The organism is Phormidesmis priestleyi ULC007 (genome assembly GCF_003003695.1).
In the GTDB taxonomy this organism is placed as follows: Bacteria; Cyanobacteriota; Cyanobacteriia; order Leptolyngbyales; family Leptolyngbyaceae; genus Phormidesmis_A; species Phormidesmis_A priestleyi_A.
In genome coordinates this window covers 80,729-99,506 of sequence record NZ_PVWG01000012.1, presented here as the reverse complement: position 1 = coordinate 99,506, position 18,778 = coordinate 80,729, and the positions used below count along the sequence as shown (strand labels likewise).

At 48.5% G+C, this 18,778-nt stretch carries 21 protein-coding genes and 1 pseudogene; 15 read left to right on the top strand and 7 right to left on the bottom strand.

Annotation, left to right across the window (positions count from 1 at the left end; all coding sequences use genetic code 11):
• Nucleotides 1-45: 45 nt before the first annotated feature.
• Together chlP and C7B65_RS12805 are read left to right on the top strand one after the other, a co-directional pair.
• Nucleotides 46-1,269 (top strand): geranylgeranyl reductase, encoded by a 1,224-nt coding sequence (gene chlP, locus C7B65_RS12810; protein WP_073070433.1) that lies wholly within the window; start codon nucleotides 46-48, stop codon nucleotides 1,267-1,269.
• 255 nt (nucleotides 1,270-1,524) lie between these two features.
• Nucleotides 1,525-2,511, top strand: a complete 987-nt coding sequence (locus C7B65_RS12805; protein ID WP_073070434.1) for a nucleoside hydrolase — start codon at nucleotides 1,525-1,527, stop codon at nucleotides 2,509-2,511.
• Nucleotides 2,512-2,583: 72 nt separating this feature from the next.
• On the opposite strand, the gene C7B65_RS28355 is transcribed toward C7B65_RS12805, so the two are convergent.
• Nucleotides 2,584-2,946, bottom strand: a complete 363-nt coding sequence (locus tag C7B65_RS28355; RefSeq protein ID WP_219898518.1) for a hypothetical protein — start codon at nucleotides 2,944-2,946, stop codon at nucleotides 2,584-2,586.
• A 7-nt stretch (nucleotides 2,947-2,953) separates the two neighbouring features.
• Between C7B65_RS28355 and C7B65_RS27810 the strand changes: the two genes are divergently transcribed.
• Together C7B65_RS27810 and C7B65_RS29260 are read left to right on the top strand one after the other, a co-directional pair.
• Entirely contained in the window at nucleotides 2,954-3,115 is a 162-nt protein-coding gene (locus tag C7B65_RS27810) for a hypothetical protein (protein ID WP_181314390.1), read from the top strand.
• Nucleotides 3,116-3,374: 259 nt separating this feature from the next.
• On the top strand, nucleotides 3,375-3,500 hold the full coding sequence (locus tag C7B65_RS29260) for a hypothetical protein (RefSeq protein WP_262983528.1): 126 nt from the start codon (nucleotides 3,375-3,377) through the stop codon (nucleotides 3,498-3,500).
• Here C7B65_RS29260 and C7B65_RS12790 read toward each other — a convergent pair.
• Nucleotides 3,493-4,532: pseudogene (locus tag C7B65_RS12790) on the bottom strand (IS630 family transposase). The gene C7B65_RS29260 and the pseudogene C7B65_RS12790 sit on opposite strands and share 8 nt — an antisense overlap.
• A 116-nt stretch (nucleotides 4,533-4,648) precedes the next feature.
• Here C7B65_RS12790 and C7B65_RS12785 point away from each other — a divergent pair.
• The 9 genes from C7B65_RS12785 to C7B65_RS12755 all read left to right on the top strand — a co-directional run bounded on the left by C7B65_RS12785 (nucleotide 4,649) and on the right by C7B65_RS12755 (nucleotide 11,728).
• Complete coding sequence (locus C7B65_RS12785; protein WP_073070435.1) at nucleotides 4,649-6,127, top strand: hypothetical protein; 1,479 nt, start codon at nucleotides 4,649-4,651, stop codon at nucleotides 6,125-6,127.
• Nucleotides 6,124-6,804, top strand: coding sequence for a hypothetical protein (locus C7B65_RS12780; protein WP_073070436.1), 681 nt, complete (start codon nucleotides 6,124-6,126; stop codon nucleotides 6,802-6,804). Before C7B65_RS12785 ends, C7B65_RS12780 begins: the two co-directional genes overlap by 4 nt.
• Nucleotides 6,805-6,857: 53 nt before the next feature.
• Nucleotides 6,858-8,579, top strand: coding sequence for an ATP-binding protein (locus C7B65_RS28350; protein WP_073070437.1), 1,722 nt, complete (start codon nucleotides 6,858-6,860; stop codon nucleotides 8,577-8,579).
• A complete protein-coding gene (locus C7B65_RS28345; RefSeq protein WP_073070438.1) occupies nucleotides 8,551-8,910 on the top strand; it encodes an ATP-binding protein in 360 nt (119 codons plus the stop codon). Before C7B65_RS28350 ends, C7B65_RS28345 begins: the two co-directional genes overlap by 29 nt.
• Nucleotides 8,911-9,031: 121 nt before the next feature.
• Complete coding sequence (locus C7B65_RS12770; protein ID WP_073070439.1) at nucleotides 9,032-9,307, top strand: BrnT family toxin; 276 nt, start codon at nucleotides 9,032-9,034, stop codon at nucleotides 9,305-9,307.
• Nucleotides 9,288-9,572 (top strand): type II toxin-antitoxin system BrnA family antitoxin, encoded by a 285-nt coding sequence (gene brnA / locus C7B65_RS12765; protein ID WP_073070440.1) that lies wholly within the window; start codon nucleotides 9,288-9,290, stop codon nucleotides 9,570-9,572. The genes C7B65_RS12770 and brnA overlap by 20 nt, the downstream gene beginning before the upstream one ends.
• A complete protein-coding gene (locus tag C7B65_RS12760; protein ID WP_073070441.1) occupies nucleotides 9,538-9,846 on the top strand; it encodes a hypothetical protein in 309 nt (102 codons plus the stop codon). The genes brnA and C7B65_RS12760 overlap by 35 nt, the downstream gene beginning before the upstream one ends.
• Before the next feature lie 18 nt (nucleotides 9,847-9,864).
• On the top strand, nucleotides 9,865-10,029 hold the full coding sequence (locus C7B65_RS27805; RefSeq protein ID WP_181314389.1) for a hypothetical protein: 165 nt from the start codon (nucleotides 9,865-9,867) through the stop codon (nucleotides 10,027-10,029).
• A complete protein-coding gene (locus tag C7B65_RS12755) occupies nucleotides 9,977-11,728 on the top strand; it encodes an eCIS core domain-containing protein (RefSeq protein ID WP_083582777.1) in 1,752 nt (583 codons plus the stop codon). The genes C7B65_RS27805 and C7B65_RS12755 overlap by 53 nt, the downstream gene beginning before the upstream one ends.
• A 261-nt stretch (nucleotides 11,729-11,989) precedes the next feature.
• Here the strand turns inward: C7B65_RS12755 and C7B65_RS12750 are convergent, their stop codons facing one another.
• The 3 genes from C7B65_RS12750 to C7B65_RS12740 form a co-directional block, all read right to left on the bottom strand.
• The gene (locus tag C7B65_RS12750; RefSeq protein ID WP_073070443.1) at nucleotides 11,990-12,262 is read right to left on the bottom strand and encodes a hypothetical protein; all 273 of its coding nucleotides are present in this window, start codon (nucleotides 12,260-12,262) and stop codon (nucleotides 11,990-11,992) included.
• A gap of 24 nt (nucleotides 12,263-12,286) precedes the next feature.
• On the bottom strand, nucleotides 12,287-12,505 hold the full coding sequence (locus C7B65_RS12745) for a UBP-type zinc finger domain-containing protein (protein WP_223257326.1): 219 nt from the start codon (nucleotides 12,503-12,505) through the stop codon (nucleotides 12,287-12,289).
• Nucleotides 12,506-12,661: 156 nt separating this feature from the next.
• Nucleotides 12,662-13,078, bottom strand: a complete 417-nt coding sequence (locus C7B65_RS12740) for a fasciclin domain-containing protein (protein ID WP_073070444.1) — start codon at nucleotides 13,076-13,078, stop codon at nucleotides 12,662-12,664.
• A 404-nt stretch (nucleotides 13,079-13,482) separates the two neighbouring features.
• On the opposite strand from C7B65_RS12740, the gene C7B65_RS12735 reads away from it, so the two are divergent.
• Nucleotides 13,483-14,487, top strand: coding sequence for a hypothetical protein (locus tag C7B65_RS12735; protein ID WP_106254003.1), 1,005 nt, complete (start codon nucleotides 13,483-13,485; stop codon nucleotides 14,485-14,487).
• Nucleotides 14,488-14,552: 65 nt separating this feature from the next.
• Entirely contained in the window at nucleotides 14,553-15,473 is a 921-nt protein-coding gene (locus C7B65_RS12730) for a DUF4351 domain-containing protein (RefSeq protein WP_073070446.1), read from the top strand.
• 114 nt (nucleotides 15,474-15,587) lie between these two features.
• Here the strand turns inward: C7B65_RS12730 and dnaN are convergent, their stop codons facing one another.
• Both dnaN and dnaA read right to left on the bottom strand, forming a co-directional pair.
• On the bottom strand, nucleotides 15,588-16,736 hold the full coding sequence (gene dnaN, locus C7B65_RS12725) for a DNA polymerase III subunit beta (RefSeq protein ID WP_073070447.1): 1,149 nt from the start codon (nucleotides 16,734-16,736) through the stop codon (nucleotides 15,588-15,590).
• A 480-nt stretch (nucleotides 16,737-17,216) separates the two neighbouring features.
• A complete protein-coding gene (gene dnaA / locus C7B65_RS12720) occupies nucleotides 17,217-18,584 on the bottom strand; it encodes a chromosomal replication initiator protein DnaA (RefSeq protein ID WP_244913202.1) in 1,368 nt (455 codons plus the stop codon).
• Nucleotides 18,585-18,778: the final 194 nt, after the last annotated feature.

The window sequence follows — 18,778 nt, the reverse complement described above, 5'->3', positions numbered from 1 at the left end:
GTGATACCATTCATTTCGTAGCTTTTAGAGAACGGGAGAAAACCTTTGGCACTAAGGGTTGCGGTGGTTGGTGGAGGTCCGGCTGGGTCGTCTGCGGCTGAGATCTTAGCAAAAGCGGGAATTGAAACGTATCTGATCGAGCGCAAGTTAGATAACGTCAAACCCTGTGGTGGTGCGATTCCTCTCTGTATGGTGAGCGAGTTTGACTTGCCCGATCGCATCATCGATCGCAAGGTGCGGAAGATGAAAATGATCTCTCCTTCAAATGTAGAGGTCAACATCGGCGGCACTCTCAAAGATGAAGAATATATCGGCATGTGCCGTCGCGAGGTGCTGGATGGGTTTTTGCGCGATCGGGCAATCTCCTATGGTGCAGTGCTGATCAATGGCACGATGCACAAGCTAGAGATTCCGACGAGCAGTAAAGGAGCCTACACGCTGCACTACGCCGATCACTCGGATGGCAGCTTAGAAGGAACCGCTAAAACGCTGCAAGTCGATCTCGTGATCGGTGCAGATGGCGCAAACTCTCGCGTTGCCAAAGCGATCGATGCGGGTGATTATCGCTATGCGATCGCCTTCCAAGAGCGCATTCGGCTTCCCGACGACAAGATGGCATATTACGAAGACCTCGCAGAAATGTATGTCGGCGATGATGTCTCGACTGATTTCTACGCTTGGGTCTTTCCCAAATATGATCACGTCGCTGTCGGCACGGGCACAATGTCGCCCAACAAAGCTGATATCAAAAAACTCCAGGCTGGAATTCGCGCACGGGCAGCCGCCAAACTACGCGGTGGCAAGATCATTCGCGTCGAAGCGCACCCGATTCCTGAGCATCCAAGACCTCGCCGAGTCGTCGGTCGGGTCGCCCTCGTTGGAGATGCCGCCGGAACGGTGACTAAATCATCCGGTGAAGGCATTTATTTTGCGGCAAAGTCTGCGCGAATGTGTGCAGAAGCGATCGTAGAATTTTCTGAAAACGGCAGCAAGATTCCCACTGAGGCAGATCTCAAGGTTTATATCAAGCGTTGGGATCGGCAATATGGCATCACTTACAAAGTGCTAGATATCTTACAAACAGTCTTCTACCGCTCAGATGCCACTCGCGAAGCCTTCGTTGAGATGTGTTCTGATCTCGATGTGCAGAAGCTGACGTTTGATAGCTATCTCTATAAGACTGTGGTTCCTGCAAATCCGCTCATCCAGCTAAAAATTACTGCTAAGACGATCGGCAGTCTAATTCGCGGAAATGCCCTAGCGCCTTAATGCTGGATTGTGTTTTTTGTCTGCGATCGCCCCATGCTGCTAAACCCAGGGTGGGGCGATTATTTTTTTGGCATTGCCGAATAGAGAGATTTAGGTAGGGGCAATCCCCCCGCGGTTGCCCTCCGTCAGGGGTAGGCAATACATTCTTTTCTTGTATGAAACCATCCTGCGTCAGGGGTAGGCACGGGGGCGCTACCCATACAGCCATCTCATTCCCTCATTTTGCAACACCTAATTTTTATCGGTAACGTGATTATGATCCCTGCGGTCAGCATTCCAAAAATCATTCTCGATACCGATCCTGGAGGGGACGACATCTTTGCTTTTTTGTGGGTGCAAAGCTTAGTCAAACAAGGGCTTGCAGAACTGATTGCCATCACTGCCACCGCCGGAAACGTCTCTGCAAGAAAAACTTTCTCTAACGCTAGTCAAATTCTTAACTTGGTAGGGGCACCTACGATCGAGGTGGGACGAGGAGTCTCCTTAAACAGCAACGATATCGAGGATGCAGCTCATATTCACGGCAATGATGGCATGGGCAACTTATCAAAAACGCTGCCACCCCCCACTCACGATTATGAAACAGCACGGTGTTCTGACGAGATCTTCATCGACAAACTCAACGCCATGCCGGGAGAAATTACGCTGGTGGCGATCGGCCCGCTCAACAATCTGGCAGCCGCCGAAAAAAAGAGTCCAGGAATTCTCAAAAAAGCGAAAGAAGTGGTGATCATGGGCGGCGCATTCTTCTGTCCTGGAAACGTCACCCCTCATGCAGAATTCAACATCTGGTTTAACTCAGAAGCCGCAGACATTGTTTTAGCCAGTCGAGATGACGTTGTAATCATGCCGCTCGACGTGACCAGAAACCTGATTTTTACACGCGAAATGGCGCAAGTAATCAACCCAATCAATTCAGAAGATGATACGTCTAAATTTATGAATCATCTCTGCGAATTTATGATCACAACGGCGATCGCCTATCGAGAAACAAACGGAGTTCAGGGGTTTTTAGTTCACGATGCAGCGACGATCGGCTACTTGTTTTACCCTGAAACGCTCCTGATGCAAAGAGCCAGAGTTTGCGTTGAGACTAAAGGCGAATGGACTCGCGGACAAACCTTAATCGATCGCCGAAACCGAGCAAAACAAAGTGCTAATGCCTGGGTTGCGTTGCAAGTTGATTCGACCGGATTTTTTACCCGATTTGTTGAAGATTTAAAGACGCTCAAAGTGGTTTAAAACTGAGGTTTGATCCTCAAATCCCAAACTTTTTTGATCCTCTCTGCATCAGACGGAGAAATCTGTCCGATTTTACCCAACAGTAGCGATATTTCCAGACAATCGTGACAACCGAACTGTTGAGGCGACTCGAAGACCACTTATTGCCCAATCCTGCAAATCAACATCTGTCTGCGATCGCGGCTTTGCAGAGGTAACCGCCGCAACAACCGCATCTTTTCCATCTAGCCAGAGAACCAAAACAGGACATTTCTTAGCAACGGTGCCACTGGTGAATAAAATCTCTGCCACCCGAAACTCACCGGGCAGAATAGATGCCTGCGCCGCGATTAGCACACCTGGACGAATCCATCCTAGAATCGCAGGCACATAAGCAACAAAAGTGCCATTAGTCTCAGGACGAATCACCATCGTATAGCCTTGCAAGGTTTTCATAGCTGAAGTGAATCATGCATTGCCTCCACAATACGCGATCGCTCTGCTTCAGGGCGGAACAATAGGGTTGAACTGCCGATCGCTACGCTGGTGCATGAAGAACATTTTTTATACGTTCTATCGTAAGCCTACCCAAAGTTACGGCGCTCACCTTAAAGACTTTGTTTAAAGATAAGTGTCAAATATCGTTGTTTTGATACATTTTTCAGAGTCTCTGAAACCAGCTTATATGATGAAACCGTCAGGGCACTATCAGCATTTCAACTCAGAGCAATGTAACTTTTGTAGACAGAAATCACCCGGATGGGTACTGTCAATGTAGATTAAATGCTTGAGAATTATTTGTATCAGACTTTACTCGCTGCGATCGTCATCACTCAATTACCTTTCCCGCGATCAGTGCTGATTGAGTATCAGGTGAAAAATTCATGGCAAACCTGCAATCTATTCATGCAGTTGGTGAATCGCTGCGGAACTACTTGCGGAATACCTATCCGTCTAGTGCATTCGCTGGGTTGCCAACGTTTGATATTCAGCTATACTTTGTCAGGTAACAGTCTTTATTTTTTTGAAAGATTGGAAACGCCAAGTCAAGAGTGAATCTAATTCTTCCTTGTGGGTAGTATGGCATTGGTCAAGGCAATTAGTAATCGCTTTTTTGAAAGCCGTAAAATCAGCATAGTAAATAGAGTAGAAACATTGTTTTTTCACAAACTTCCCCAGTCTCTCAATCAGGTTGAGATTAGGAGAATAAGCAGTGAGGTAGAGCAGTTCAATCTGGAGTTCCTGAGCGAGATCCCTGACTAAGGCACATTTTTGATATCGGGCGTTGTCCAGTACTAGGGTGACGGGCAGGTTCAATCCTAAAGCCGCCAGTTTACGGAGGAGGTCACACACATTTTTGGAATTGATGTAATCGTCGTTGGTCACCGTGATTAACTCATGGGTAACAGCGTTCAAAGCACCAAGGAGATTAAATCGTTGTCGTCCTGCTCCTGTTTTGACGAATAATCGTTCAAAACACCACAAGAATCCGAGATAGGCACCGAGAACAAAATGGGCAGCATCCCCGAAGAAGACGGCTCTTGTGCCTGCTTTTGCCTCTTCTAATCGAGGTTCTAGTTTTTTTTGAGGAATGCTTCTTGGGCTTCGACATCCGCTTTGGCGGGCAGAACCCCGACTCGACGACAACTCATTCCCAGGGATTTAAGGAAATGACGGACTTGTTCCCGACTGCGATGAATGCCCGTCAGTTCGGCAATTTTTGCGGTGGCTTGAGCCAGAGTTTTAGGCGGATGCGCTCGGAAATAAGTTTCTAAACTCTCTTGATGTTGTTTCAGTTCGCTTTGCGGTCGATAAAAGCTCAGTTCTTACAGTTGTTCAATCCCCCCCTTCTGATAGTCCCGAAGATAACTCAACAAAGTGGGTTCACTGACTTGAATCAGTTGGCAGATTTCCCAGTGGGGATATTCTTTGCTTTTGAGGTACAAGGCTTCCATTTTTCGCTGCACACGAGGATGGGGGTGATGGAAGCGCTCAGAGTGAAGCTGCTGGATGTCTTCATCTGTGAAAGTCAGCTTGATCAGGGTCTTGTCCCAGAGCGGGATGAGTTCTTACTTTTTACTCCCTTTCAAAACTAAAGTCTATACCCTGCTGGAGTATATCTCGATGCCGACCATCCACCCCGCGAAATTATGGTCCAATGGAACGTCGGCGGAAGCTGGGAGCATCGTGCTTATTGGGTGAAAACTTGCTCGATTTGGGCATTCCCGGAACCGCCAGCCGTCAGTATATGGGGGTACTGCCCGCGATCGCAGATTGGGTGCGATTAGAGGTGCCTGCTAGTCTTGTTGGCTTAGAAAACACGACCGTCACCGGAATCGCCTTCACACTTTATGAGGGTCGCGCCGCTTGGGGACACACGGGCAAATCGGCGGCGGGCTCCCTACCAGCCAATGACACGGTTTGGGTTGGTGATGCACTGCCAGCCGGGGCAACACCTCACACTAACAACGACTCCTGGACGTGGATTCAGGGTGCTGAGTTGCTCACGCCGTTTGAAGAAGACTTTGTGGCCGCGATCGAGAACAATGTCCGGGGGGTCACGCCACTACGAACATTGAACAATCAACTCACCGCGCAACTTCCAGCAGAAGCCAGTCAACTCACGACGCTTGGGCTAGAACGCTTTATTGGGCTTCCCGAAACCAAAGTTAAGCAAGCCAACGATCGCATTGATTTTCACTTTTTGCGAGTACAAACTGATATTTATCGAATTCGTCAGTTTGTGTTGGGCACCGATCAAGCGGCTCGATTGGCAACGTCTCCGACCTTGGCGGCGATCGCAGAAGGGGGTCAAAGTGCCCGCGTCACTCAAGAACAGCTAAACACTTTCTTTACTCGCAAGAAGTCTGCATCAGTCTTGACAAGTCCTAGCTTTACAATTCTGGCGGCAGGCACGACCCAATTCGCGACGGCTCGCCAAAAAGCGGCATTGTTTGAGCCATTGTTAACTCAAACAACGTTCACCAACTTCAGTGATGTCGGATTTGCAAGTTCTGCCGCATTTGAACTCAAAAAAACTCAAGATACTCAAGCTCGTATCGGGGTGATCAAAGAGCAAACGGCTGCCAACAAAGAGCGATTTGTTTCTAAACAGTTTTCTCAACCGATCGCCGATGACGTGTTAGAACAGTCGCCCCTGATTGGTGCCGCCAGCCGCACTGTGACGGTTGCCGAACGACTTCAGCCTTCTGCCTCGGTCGAAGCCAGAAACTTCACTTTGTCGAGTCGGGCAGACACGATCGAGAGTCTCGCTAATCTGGGGGTCGATCTCGGCGAGGTCAGTGTTTCGGGCACCACTGCCAAATTTAAAGACGTGAATTCAGCGCTACTCAATCAGATTCGGTTAGGGGACACACTCGCTGGCACCGACGAATCGGCACAGTTTTCTGACGGGGTAAAAGTGCTTGATAACACCGTTGCAGCGCTGCGATTAGCAGAAGGATGGGTGCAAGATTATCGCGTCGCGATCGCCAAGTCAAGCATCGGCTCGAATTGTTCATGCCTACGAGACAAATGCGCAGTTGGCGGCAGATGCGCGTGTGCAGTTTGCCGAACCGGGCGCTTTCAACACAAATCTGATTTCGCGATCGTGAATAGACAACATCACATACTATGAAACGCCATGTCCACACTGTCCATTTGCGATCGCACGATGAAGCCCTCATTCATCGGGGTACTGTTTTGTTAGAAGATGCTTTGCATACTGCATCTTTTCCTGAAAGCGGACGGCTGTTGCTGGTGCGATCGCTCGATGCTGGCAAGATTCACAGTCAGCAAAGTTCGGCAACTCTGGCACTCGTGTTAGAGCAGCGACTGGCGCAGATTGGTATGACGGCAGTTCATGCAGAAGATCCGGCGGCTAATAGTGCGATCGCGGTTTATTTTCGAGATCAAGTTGAGCCTTATCTGTGTCTGGCAATGAGATTGTCAAACCACCTCAGCACTGATGAATGGTTTTGGCGGTTAGCCGTTTTTAACTGGCAGGCTAATTTGTCTAGAGATGAAGGATTTCGTCGAGTGCTTTATGGCATTATGCAAACTGCGATCGGAGTCTCTGCGATCGTTCCCTTAATGCAAGAGCTACTCACTCGAACTGCAATCACACCTTTACTTTCAGCGCTCACCTGGCACGACGGTTCAGCATTGTTGCGCGCCTGTGGATGGCTTAAATCAAAGACTTCAATCGGATCAATTAAACCGTTATCAATCTCATTTATACCAAAACCTTGGATTGATTTACTCCAACATGGATTGAAGTTTGGGGAATTGAAGATGCTCGATCGCTCTGGCTGACCACGATCGCACTAATTGCAGAACAACCTGCATTCATTTTAGACGAGCCATTAATGACGCGATCTCAACAGGTGATTCAACAAATTAGCAATTTAAGAAAGCAATCTCAGCCTGATCAGTCGTCGTTGATAGAGAGTCCTACAGCATTAATAGAGAGTTTCATTACGATTCCCAAGAATTCTCGCTCAGTGTTGGATGAATCGCAATCATCTAGAGATATTCTACAACAGCAAGATTATCTTTCAGTCTCTCGTCAATCTGTAGATATTCCTCAATCGAGTGCGTTTGCAGGACTATTTTTTCTGTTGCCATTAATGACTCATTTAAGAATCAAATCTTTTTTAGAATCTAATCCTCACCTGATTGAATTTGATTTGCCCAGAAGGTTATTAAACACGATCGCGCAACGATTAGAAATCCCTGAAACCGATCCTGTTTGGGAGGCACTTACTAAATGCTCAAACAACTGCTCAGAAGCCGTTTTACTCCGCTCCTGGCTAAACTCAATGCGGCGCTGGTGCCGTCTCAATGCTGAAATGGGATTACACAATTTAGTCAGTCGATCGGGGCAAGTTTTAATCACACGCACGTTGATGTTTGGTTTGAACCTCAGCAAGCTGATATTCGGATTCGTCGCGTCGGGCTGGATCTCGATCCGGGTTGGGTGCCCTGGTTTGGGCGAGTTGTTGCGTTTCACTACACAGGAGCAGGGCATGGAAATTGAGAATTCGGCTAATCGCCCGATCGTCACCCTTCACACCTTTGCGTTTGCTGCGATCGCTGCCACGCTAGACCCTGCACTTCTCGTTAACCCAACCGCCCCGGAGCTACAGCACTTATGCCACTATCAAGCGATCGCCACTGCCGATCAATTTCATTGGGTCAATGCCCTCAAAATCTATCTGCGTCACCCTGCCGCTCGTGATTATTCACTATTGAGATTGGCAAAATCATTATCATTGACCATCGTTGAAGTGTTGGCAATCTCATTATCGATCGCGGTTGAACAAGACCCGATCGCAGGTCGCATTTTAGCTTATCTTCAAGCACCTCTCGGTGGTTCACGTCCTACATTAGGATTGCTCTCTTCAGCATTCTCGCCATTGCCACACAGCGTTTCTGTAATTGATCGGCTGATGATTGGCAATGCGATCGCTAGTGGATTGCTGCAACTGCTCAACGAATCGGCACCGCTCCCAGAACAATCTATAAAAGTACCTCTACACTTGGGTTTGGCACTACGAGAACACGTCATCGCCGCCGCCTGGACAGGAGAAGGAGTCGGACTCGATGCCTTGGCGCAACCGCTAACCGATGCCATTCCTGACAACGCTTTGGTGATGACTCCAGCACTGCGCGACGAACTCCAGATGCTATTTTTGCGCTGTCGCCACCGCGATCGTCTCGTCACCGGACTTGGACTCTCTGCCACAGTGCGCTATCATCCCGGTGTGCGATCGCTGTTTGTCGGCGCATCCGGCACAGGAAAAACCCTGGCAGCAGGTTGGTTAGCCACAAAATTAGGAATGCCGCTCTATCGAGTCGATCTCGCCTCAATTACCAGCAAATATATTGGTGAAACCGAAAAGAATTTATCGCAGCTATTATCACGAGCCGAACAAGCCGAAGTCGTCTTATTATTTGATGAAGCCGATTCGCTGTTTGGCAAACGCACCGAAGTCCAGCAAGCCAACGATCGCTTCGCCAACGCTCAAACCAACTATCTGCTTCAGCGCATCGAATCGTTTGACGGCATCACTGCTCACCAGCAATAGCCGCAGCCGCTTTGATTCTGCCTTTTCTCGCCGTTTAGATATGATCATTGAGTTTCCGCTACCCCAAGCCGAAGAACGGCGATCGCTGTGGCAATCTCATTTAGGCGATCGTCATCACTTAACGCAACCGCAATTAAATCAGCTTGCCGCTTCCGTTGATCTCAGTGGCGGCAATATTCGCAATGCAGTGTTGGCAGCAGCCGTGATCGCTCAGAGTCAAGTTCGTCCAATCACTTTTGCCGATGTGGTGCAAGGAGTCGCTAGTGAATATCGCAAACTAGGACGACAACTATCCGCAGAATTAATCGGCGATCGAGTCAGTATTCTTTAGTCAATACGATCTTCAATCCTATCGGGTGCGCTGCTTTGTAAACGTGGCAATTTCACTGCGGGTATACTGTTATTGTGCAGATTGGGTTTCGGGCAGAAAGATGAGCGATCATTGAGCAAAAATGCGATTTGACTGGGATAACCACAAAAGTCAACTTCTTCAGCGAAATCGGGGATATTCTCTCGAAGAAGTTTCCATGGTTTTGGCTGGTGAATATGTAGAACAGATTAAACGAGATGATCCAGAGCAATTTATTGCAGTTGGATATCTAGAAAACACGCTTTTATCCGTGATTTACGAGATCCGTTATGATGATGAAGGGGAATATATCTGGTTAATTACCTACTGGAAAAGTACAAGAAGAGAGCGAGAGATCTATGAGCAATATCTCTACTGATGAGCTTGAACAGAGAATTGAGGCAGGCGAAGAAGTTGTCGATCGCTATTTTGACCCCACAACGACACGCATCGGCACACCTCATCCGATGACTTCACGAAGACAGCAAGATGTCGTGACAACCAATTTAGATATTCCGAATCCCATGCTCGGCGAACTTGACCAAATGGCTAGCGAGCTCAACATTAGCCGTCAAGCCGTCATTAAAATGGTGCTGCGCCGCGCCCTTGATGAACATTATCTTACCAAAAAATCAATATCGTAGCGCGATTGCCGATCTTCTAGTGCGATCGCTGTGGCAATCTCATTTAGGCGATCGTCATCACTTAACGCAACCGCAATTAAATCAGCTTGCCGCTTCCGTTGATCTCAGTGGCGGCAATATTCGCAATGCAGTGTTGGCAGCAGCCGTGATCGCTCAGAGTCAATCTCGTCCAATCACTTTTGCAGATGTGGGGCAAGGAGTCGCTAGTGAATATCGCAAACTAGGACGACAACTACCCGCAGAATTAATCGGCGATCGAGCTAGTATCCTTTAATCAAAAACCAGAACCGTCATGGAACCCACGATCGCTCAACAGCCCGAATCCGTTCAACAAAATCAGCAGATGATCTCGGCTGACAATCAACTTGATGCGTTAGAAAACGATCGCGGGGCAACCGCTAGGAATGCCGTTATTTTTGCAGCGATCTGGCACTTCTCAGACCGTGCAGCGAGATAACAGTTTGCCTCCGGTTCCTAATTTTCAGCTTACGCCCCCGTCACTACTGCAACCGCCTGATCCAGCTTCACGATATAGCCTGGGTTTAAATTATCATCTCGACCTAGATCTGCCATCGAGCATCAAGCAAGACACTCAACAGATCTTAGATCCAGCCATTCTCAAGTTTCAACTGACGCAGCTTGATCTAGAAACTTTACCGACTTTCATTCCCAAACGCCTTGGTACGGAGGAAAAGTCTGCTGCGGTTCCTTCCGAGCAGCCAGCGACACCGCGATCGGCAACTGCTGGTGATCTCCTCAAAGCGGTTGTGGTTGAGCTTGACCCCACGCTGACGACTCTGAAAACTCGTGTCAGCGATCGTGCCGAGTCAGACTGGCGACACCTCAACCGAGGCGAAAAAGTTGGGGTGGTTAGCGCATTTACAGTCATAGGAGCCGGGGCGCTTGCGGGCATTGTGTCAGACCCCGAAGCTCGACGGCTCTCTCTCGGTCTACTCGATGGAAAAGTTTTGCCAGTGCCCAAGCTAAACTGGCTAAATCTGGAGATCAATACTCAGGGCAACAATTTGATGCTGGGATTGCACGTTGATGTCGGGCAACTGTTGCCGTCGATCGCAGAATTTCGCGCCTCTTCACCCAAAGCGATCAGGGTGCCGCAGCCAGCGTCAGTTCCGAATCAGCGCACCATCCAGCGCACCGCAAACGACGCGACTGAGAGCGCCAATGGCTCGATCGGGCAGCGCATCCAGGCAGCGGGTGGAGGAGACACGTTAGAAACAGGCATTCAGCAACACTTGGAACAAAGTTTAGGAGCCGATCTGTCGAGTGTGCAGATTCATACCAACCGCGAAGCCGATCGCCTGTCTCGCTCTGTAAATGCGATCGCGTTTACGACAGGTCAAGATATCTTCTTTAGTGCTGGCAGCTATAACCCCCGATCGTCTGAGGGTCAGCAGTTGATCGCTCATGAAGTCGTGCATACCATGCAGCAAGCTAACGGAGCCGTCGCAGGTGCCCCAACCGCAGACGGCGTTTCGATTAGTGACCCTGGTGACTCATTTGAACAAGAAGCCGATCGCATTGCTCAACAAGTGATCACATCGACCTCACCAAACTGGATCATTAATCAACCCTTGGTTCCGGTTTTGCCATCAAAAACATCGACAGCCCACCTTTCTAGAAAACCGCTGGCTCTATTTCAACCAAACGGCACCGAAAAGGATTGGTTTGCCAACGATATGAATCGGTGGGGAGCAGACATCGGAAAACTGTCCAGCACGACTAGCACCTTTGTAAAGGCGGCAATCTTTAATACTCAAAACAACAACCCTGAAGAGTATGTGACGATCGCTGAAAGAAGTGCTTACTATGATGTGATCGATGCGTTAGCGGCGGAAGGTATCTTGCCCAAAAAAGTCAGATTTTTTGGTGCCGCCGCTAAAGTTACCAATCGCAATAGTGTCGGCAGCATCGAAGGGTTGGTGGGTTGGAGTCTGCATTCTAAGGAGGCACTTCAAATTCTCAAAGACGTGAACAAAATCCTATTTGACTCAAACATCAAAGTGATTAATCGACTGATGAGTCGAGGCAAGCCGACTGATCCTAAACAGCCTGACTCAACCGCAGCGCTATCACCGATGCAGTTTGACTCGATCGCGTTATCAATTAAGTTTGTCCATACTTTTATAGCCAAATAATTGCAGCGTGTCTTCAATGCCTTCCTGCACGTCGATCAGTTGTTGCACACCCTGGTCGAGATGCGAATAAGATTTCATAGACTGCACTAATTCAACGTCAGTTCGACGAGTTTTTTCGCTTCGTTCTCAGCGGCTTCTGCCCCCTAAATCCCCCAAAATTGGGGGACTTCAAGCCAAAATCTCCGGTTCAAAGTCCCCCAATTTTGGGGGATTTAGGGGGCTTCCCGAATTCATCATCGGAGCGAACCGCGTTTGTCGAACTCACGTTAATTCAGACATGCGTTTTGCGCCCCGCAGTCCGCTCGAAATCATGCTCATAACCTCAAAAGACAGCGAGAGCCAACGTAACCCCAAATTGTGCATTTCGGTCGCATCATTGTGCCAAGGCGCGGTTAAACGGTCTAATGTTTCGACCTCAATGCCCGCTTCGGCTAAGGGTTCTGCTAGTTTCCAAGCATCTTCTACGCCATAGTCTTCGAGCCAGTCGCTGAGAGCATCTTCACGATCGCTAAGGTCGATCGCCTGACAACTCATTGGATTTTCTAAGTAAATTTTCCATTAGAGAAAGGTTTGATCGATATAGCACCACTTCCAGTCTTCTCCTGGCTCGATCGGCTGCACGATCGGATGAGTGGTGGCGTGAAAGTGCTTTGTGGCGTGTTTGTTTTTAGAAGAATCCCAGCAACCGACGTGTCCGCAACTTAGGCACTCGCGTAGATAAACCCAGGTGTCGCCCATTGCGAGACATTCCTCGCATCCGGTTGCGCTCGGTGTCACGGCTTGAATCTAGTCGAGATGGCTGCAATGAGTACTCATATGGGTGAAGGTTAGTGAATAGGCAGCATTGATCTGTGAAAAAATATGCAAAAAAGAAAATAGAGCGTATATGATCACGCTCTAAACTTAGCTACTCAGTAGCAATTGCAATTACCGTCAAAGACTGATTGATCCAGGCAATAAAACGGTGTCGATTACATGAATCACTCCATTCTCAGCTTCGACATCTGGAATTGTGACCGTTGCACCATTAATCTTGACGCTGCCACTAGAAGCGTTAATCTCAACATCCTCTCCTTCTGTGGTGGTTGCCTTGGTTAGTTTGACGACATCTGCCGCCAGCACTTTTCCAGAAACAACGTGATATTCTAATATCTTTCTCAGCGTGGGCAGATCTTCTAACAACGATTCAACCGTTCCCGATGGCAATTTAGAAAACGCATCATCAGAGGGTGCAAAAACAGTGAACGGCCCAGGACTCTTAAGGGCAGTGTCAAGACCAGCCGCTGTGATGGCTGCGACCAGAGTGGTAAAGGTTCCCGCACTCATGGCAGTGTCAACAATGTCAGGCATAGATTTCTAGCAGTAATAATGGGTTTGAGTTTACGAGTGTCGTGAACTTCACTCAGTCTATACCTAAAGACAAACGCTATAATCTGTCGATCGAACGAAACCACGCAGCCGCTCACTCTATCCTTTGGGGTAGAACAGTAACCAATTTAACAATTTCACGATTTGGGGTCTGTCAAGGTTAAATTGCATTCTCAACAATCCTGTTCCTGATCATAGAGTCGAGGAAGGTGACTCAACAAGGAACATTTGCTCGACTCGTCAACACTCTTAGACTCTTTGCCCAACTCATGACTCACCAGATTGTTTGAGGTAAGTAGTACTCTGTTCAAGAATTTAATCTTTCAAGTTTGATTGTTCGCAATACAATCGGAACAGGTAAGTATATGTTGAGGCAAAAAGAAGCAATGTCATATTCAATTTTGAGTGATGAAGCAAGACAACAGTTAGAACAAGAGCGATCGCGCCTAAGCAACGATCGCGAGGCGATTATTCAAACCGCAGTTCAGCAAGCCACTGCCGCGATCGATTTCGCCCTGCAACAATTGAACTCGCTCTTAGGAGACGAGCCAATGAGCAACGGTCACGCCAACTATTTTCCAGAGTCGGAAGCCGTGGTGCAGCCAAAAGCCTCCACCGATCAGGCGGTCACTAAATCTAAAGGCAAGCGAGGACAACAAAAAGCAAAACTTTTTGATGGAAAAGTGCTTAGACCTGAGTTTGAAGGACTCTCTCCGATCGACGCAATGGTGCAAGTCATTCAACAGTCTCCTGAACAAGCGTTTGATGCAGAAACCGTGATTGATGCCGTCTACGACGATTTTGACGAAGCGGAATTACCCAAAGCAAAAAGAAGCGTGAAGATCACCTTAGTTCTGGGGGTGAAAAAAGGATTGTTGGAGAAGGTTCAAGATCATCCTCCTATGTTCAAAGCTTTGGCTGGAGCGGCTCAGGGGAACCATCAAGCCCACAATACTGCTGAAGTCTCTGAAGTTGAACCCGATGAAGACGAACCTGCTGCTGCGACAGAGAAACCCAAGAAGGGATCAAAGGTCAAAGCCAAACCCAGAGCCAGATCAAAGGGAACGGCAAAACAGTCTGAGGCTCAATCGTTTGATGCCCAAAACCCCAAACGAGCATTTAGGGGTATGGAACCGCTTCAGGCAATGATCAACGTGACGGCAACCGACCCAGAACGATCGTTCTCAACCAATGACATCATTCGTGAAGTCTATGGTGAGTTTGAAGGAGCAGAGATGGCAAGGGCGATTAAGAGTGTGGCAGGCACACTGACTCGTGGGATGCGGCAAGGATTCTTGGAAAAAACGCACACCAATCCAGCTCAGTTTAAGTTCAAGACATCGGGCGAAGAATCACGATCGGCGCAAGAGCAAGAATCCATCTCTGCCTGATTCAACCCGAATTTCCGTAGGGGCATGACGATCTATGCCCCTTTTATATTTCTCGCAGTAATTTCATGGTTGATCACGATCGCCTTTTCAAAGAACTACTCGCCACATTTTTTGTTGAGTTCCTGGATCTGTTCCTGCCAGAAATTGCCAACACCCTTGACCGAGACTCGATTCGGTTTTTGCCGCAGGAGTACTTCGGGGATCTGACATCTGGCGAGGACAAAATCATTGATCTACTGGTTGAGGTGAAGCAGTCCGGTGAGGATGTTGGGTTCCTCGTTCATGTTGAGGCTCAGTCTTACACACAATCAGACTTTGCTCGGCGGATGTTTTTCTACTTTTCACGCCTATACCAAAAGTATGTGCAGAAGATCTATCCGATCGTCGTCTTCTCATTTAATGAACCGCTCAGAGCCGAACCGCAAACACACTCAATTGAATTTCCGGGTTTGAAGGTTCTAGAGTTCAATTTTGCTGCAATTCAACTAAATCGGTTAGACTGGCGAGACTTTCTCAATCAGCGCAGTCCAGTTGCAGCCGCCCTCATGGCAAAGATGCAAATTGCACCGGAAGACCGCCCAAAAGTTAAAGCAGAATGTTTGCGGATACTGGCAACGTTACAGCTAGATTCTGCCCGAACGCGCCTGATTTCAGGATTTGTGGATACTTATCTCCGACTGAATGAGTCTGAGGAGCAGTTGTTTGCCGAAGAGATTGGTAAATTAGAAGCATTGGAGCAGGAGCGCGTTATGGAAATCACGACGAGTTGGATGCAGCAAGGAATTGAGCAAGGAATTGAGCAAGGAATTGAGCAAGGAGAGCGATCGCTGATTCTTCGACAGTTGATACGCCGGGTAGGGGAAGTGCCAGAGTCTTTGAAGACACAGGTCGAAGTGTTGCCGATCGCACAACTCGAACTGCTCGGAGAAGCCTTGCTCGATTTTTCTAGTGTGACAGACCTGGAGCTATGGCTGTCACATGTGTAGAAACATTGCAACAGCTTTAGCGTGAAAGCAGAACTTTTCCGAAGTGAATTGCCAGCATCAGCGCTCTGTCACGGAAAAGTTCTGCTTCCATCAACAGTCGAACATCTACAAGGTTTAGTTACGAACCTGGACAGGCATCACCAGATAGGTCATCTTGATGCTGCCCAAAGGAGACAAGATTGCTGGACTTGTTGCCGTGTTTAGCTGCATTTGCACTTCAGTGGTGGCGATCGCTTTCAGTCCATCCACTAAATATTTGACGTTAAACGCCACCTCTAAACTGTCGCCCGAAATTTGGGCAGGCATTGTTTCGCGACCGCTGCCCACATCTTGAGCATCCACAGAGAGCGTTAGTTCTTGAGTTGAGTCATTTAAACTCATCTTGACAATGTTGTTTTTCTGGTCAGCCAGGACTGAGATCCGCTCTAAGGCACCCAAGAGCAAGCGACGATCGACCGTCATCTGATGCGAAAACTGTTTGGGAATCAGTTGCCGATAATTGGGATATTGCCCCTCTAGCAAGCGGCTAGTCAGACGTTGATCCGTCCACTCAAAGATGGCTTGCCCCTGGTCGAACTGCACCGCAACCGAGCTGCCCCCTTGCCCCAGCATTTTGATCAACTCCTGCAAAGCTTTTGCCGGAATCGTGACATTCAGCGCTGTCTCACTTTTAGAGCGATCGGGAGAGGCTTCTTCTTCGATCGTCTGCACCACTGATAAGCGGTGTCCGTCAGTTGCGGCAAACTCCAGTCCATCAGGCTGCAAGCTCAGGTGAACGCCCGTCAGCACTTGCTTTGTCTCATCTGCACTTGCGGCAAACAGCGAACCCCGCAAGCCATCAATCAAGGCTTCTGCGGATAAAGTCGCCAGTTCACCGTCTTCAATTACAGGCAACTCTGGAAACTCTTCAGCCCCCATGCCGCGCATTTGATAACGTCCTGAGGCGCAGGTGAGCGTTGTCAGCAGACCTGCATCGGCTTCGGTGCCGCTATCAAGCGTGATGTCTCCATCGGGCAGGCGAGAGACAATATCACTCAGCAGTTTAGCCGGGAGGGTCAGAGAGCCGCTCTCCTCCACCTGAGCCGGAAAACTGGTCTGAATGCCAAGGCTCAGATCAAACGCACTGAGGCTAACGCGTTGCGTTTTGGCATCGGCATTCAGCAGCACATTTGCCAAGACTGGATGAGTGGGACGCGACGAAACCGCACGACTGACTAATGAAAGGTGAGAATTGAGATTGTTTTGGGCGCAAACCAGTTTCATGGCAGTTGAGGGCTAAAAAAGGTGAAGGGAATCTTTGAGGATCGTGAATTAAATTGTGGAGTTGCTCTGTAGGCGAATCTTGTTTGAGCATATTAGCACCCCTGTTTACAACGTGCCACTAGGCGTTAAAACCAGCATTTGCAAGGGGTTTGAGGGCTAAAGTAACTCAATTAAAATGCGGTCAGAGAAACTGTGGAAACTGTGGAGAAAGCATCAGGATCACGGTCAGGAAAGATTTTGAAGTGGCGATCGTCTGTGGAAAACTTGTGGAAAAGATTCACTCAAACCACTATTGGTAGAGAAGGTTTTTAAGTTTTCCACTATCGGTAAGGAGTTTTCGACAGGTTTCCCACAAAGTTTTCCACAGAAAAGAGGAGTTTTTCCACAGGCGAGTCAGGATTCATTCTCTTAGATGAGGAAAATGAATCGGAGTTGACTCGATCGATGGGATTTGTTTAAGACCCCCTGTACTATCCGACCCTATTTGCGGGTTTGACTTGCTAAATTAATTCGATCGCCCAGTTGCTTTAATGTTTGCGCCATGCTGGGATCGTTTGTTTTTAGTTGAGCAATTTTGTCGCAGCTATACATCACCGTTGTATGGTCTTTGCCGCCGAACTCTTCGCCGATTTTTGGCAAACTAAGTTCGGTGTGGTGGCGCATCAGATACATGCCGATTTGTCTAGCGACGCTAATTTCTCGACGACGAGAATTGCCCTTCAAGTCTTCGATCGGCACATTAAACGCATCGGCAACGGCTGTAATCACGGCTTCCGCAGAGGCTTCGACTTTCTCTACGGGCGGATTCAACACAGGCGCAATGTTTTCAACGGTCATCGACAGACCCGAAATTGAAATATACGCCACCGCTCGAATCAGTGCCCCTTCTAACTCTCGAATGTTTGAGGTGTAGCTAGAGGCAATATATTCAATCACCGCTCGCGGCAAGCGCATATTTTCATATTCAGCTTTCTTTTGCAAAATCGCCATCCGCGTCTCTAAATCGGGTGGCTGAATGTCTGCAATCAAGCCCATCGAGAAGCGAGAACAGAGCCGCTCTTGCAAACGCGGAATTTGATTGGGTGGTCGATCGGACGCGATCACCACCTGTTTTCCCGCTTCGTGCAGAGTGTTGAACGTGTGAAAAAACTCTTCCTGGGTATATTCTTTGCCTTCGATGAACTGAATATCATCGACTAGCAGCACATCGACGGCTCGATAAAGCTCTCGAAAGCTCTGCATACTATCTTTGCGAATCGCTGAGATCAAATCGTTGGTAAACTGCTCGGTCGAAACGTAGAACACTTTAGAATTGGCACAGATCTCTAGACGGTAGTGTCCGATCGCCTGCATTAAGTGGGTCTTTCCCAACCCAACACCGCCGCAGAGAAAGAGCGGATTAAACTCCCGTCCAGGTGACTCTGCAACGGCAAGCGAAGCAGCGTGCGCCATGCGATTGTTAGGGCCGACCACCAAACGAGAAAACACATATTTTTGGTTGAGGTCAGAATTTTGCGCGCGTTGCCCCGTGGGAATTTCGGGGATATTCACCTCGATCGGCAACGGATAATACATATCGGCATCACCGAGCATTGCCCCATCGTCACCCTGCGCGATCGTAATGTGAATCTCGATCGGCTGCCCGACCACCTGCTCAACGACTTCGGTGATCGTCTTGATGTAGTATTTCTGAATCCAATTCTTGGCAAAGGGGTTGGGCGTGCGAATCACCAGACAGCCATCTTCTAGCTGTTCGGGAACCGCAGTCTTGATCCAAGTCTCAAACGTGGGGCGACTTAGCTGAACCTGTAACCGCTCTAGAACCTGTGCCCAGAGACTTTCGACCATCGCAATTTCCACGGTAAACCTCTAACCACTACCCATCGAATCAGTCTACTAAGCTCGAACATCGCCAACCCTCAAGTCAGGGTAGAAGCCGATCAAAAGCATAGAACAATTTACTCTATTTTTTTCTGGATTTTGCGATCGCCATAAACAGCAATATAAATAGAGTCATCTCCTAGCTTCATCCCCTCAATTTG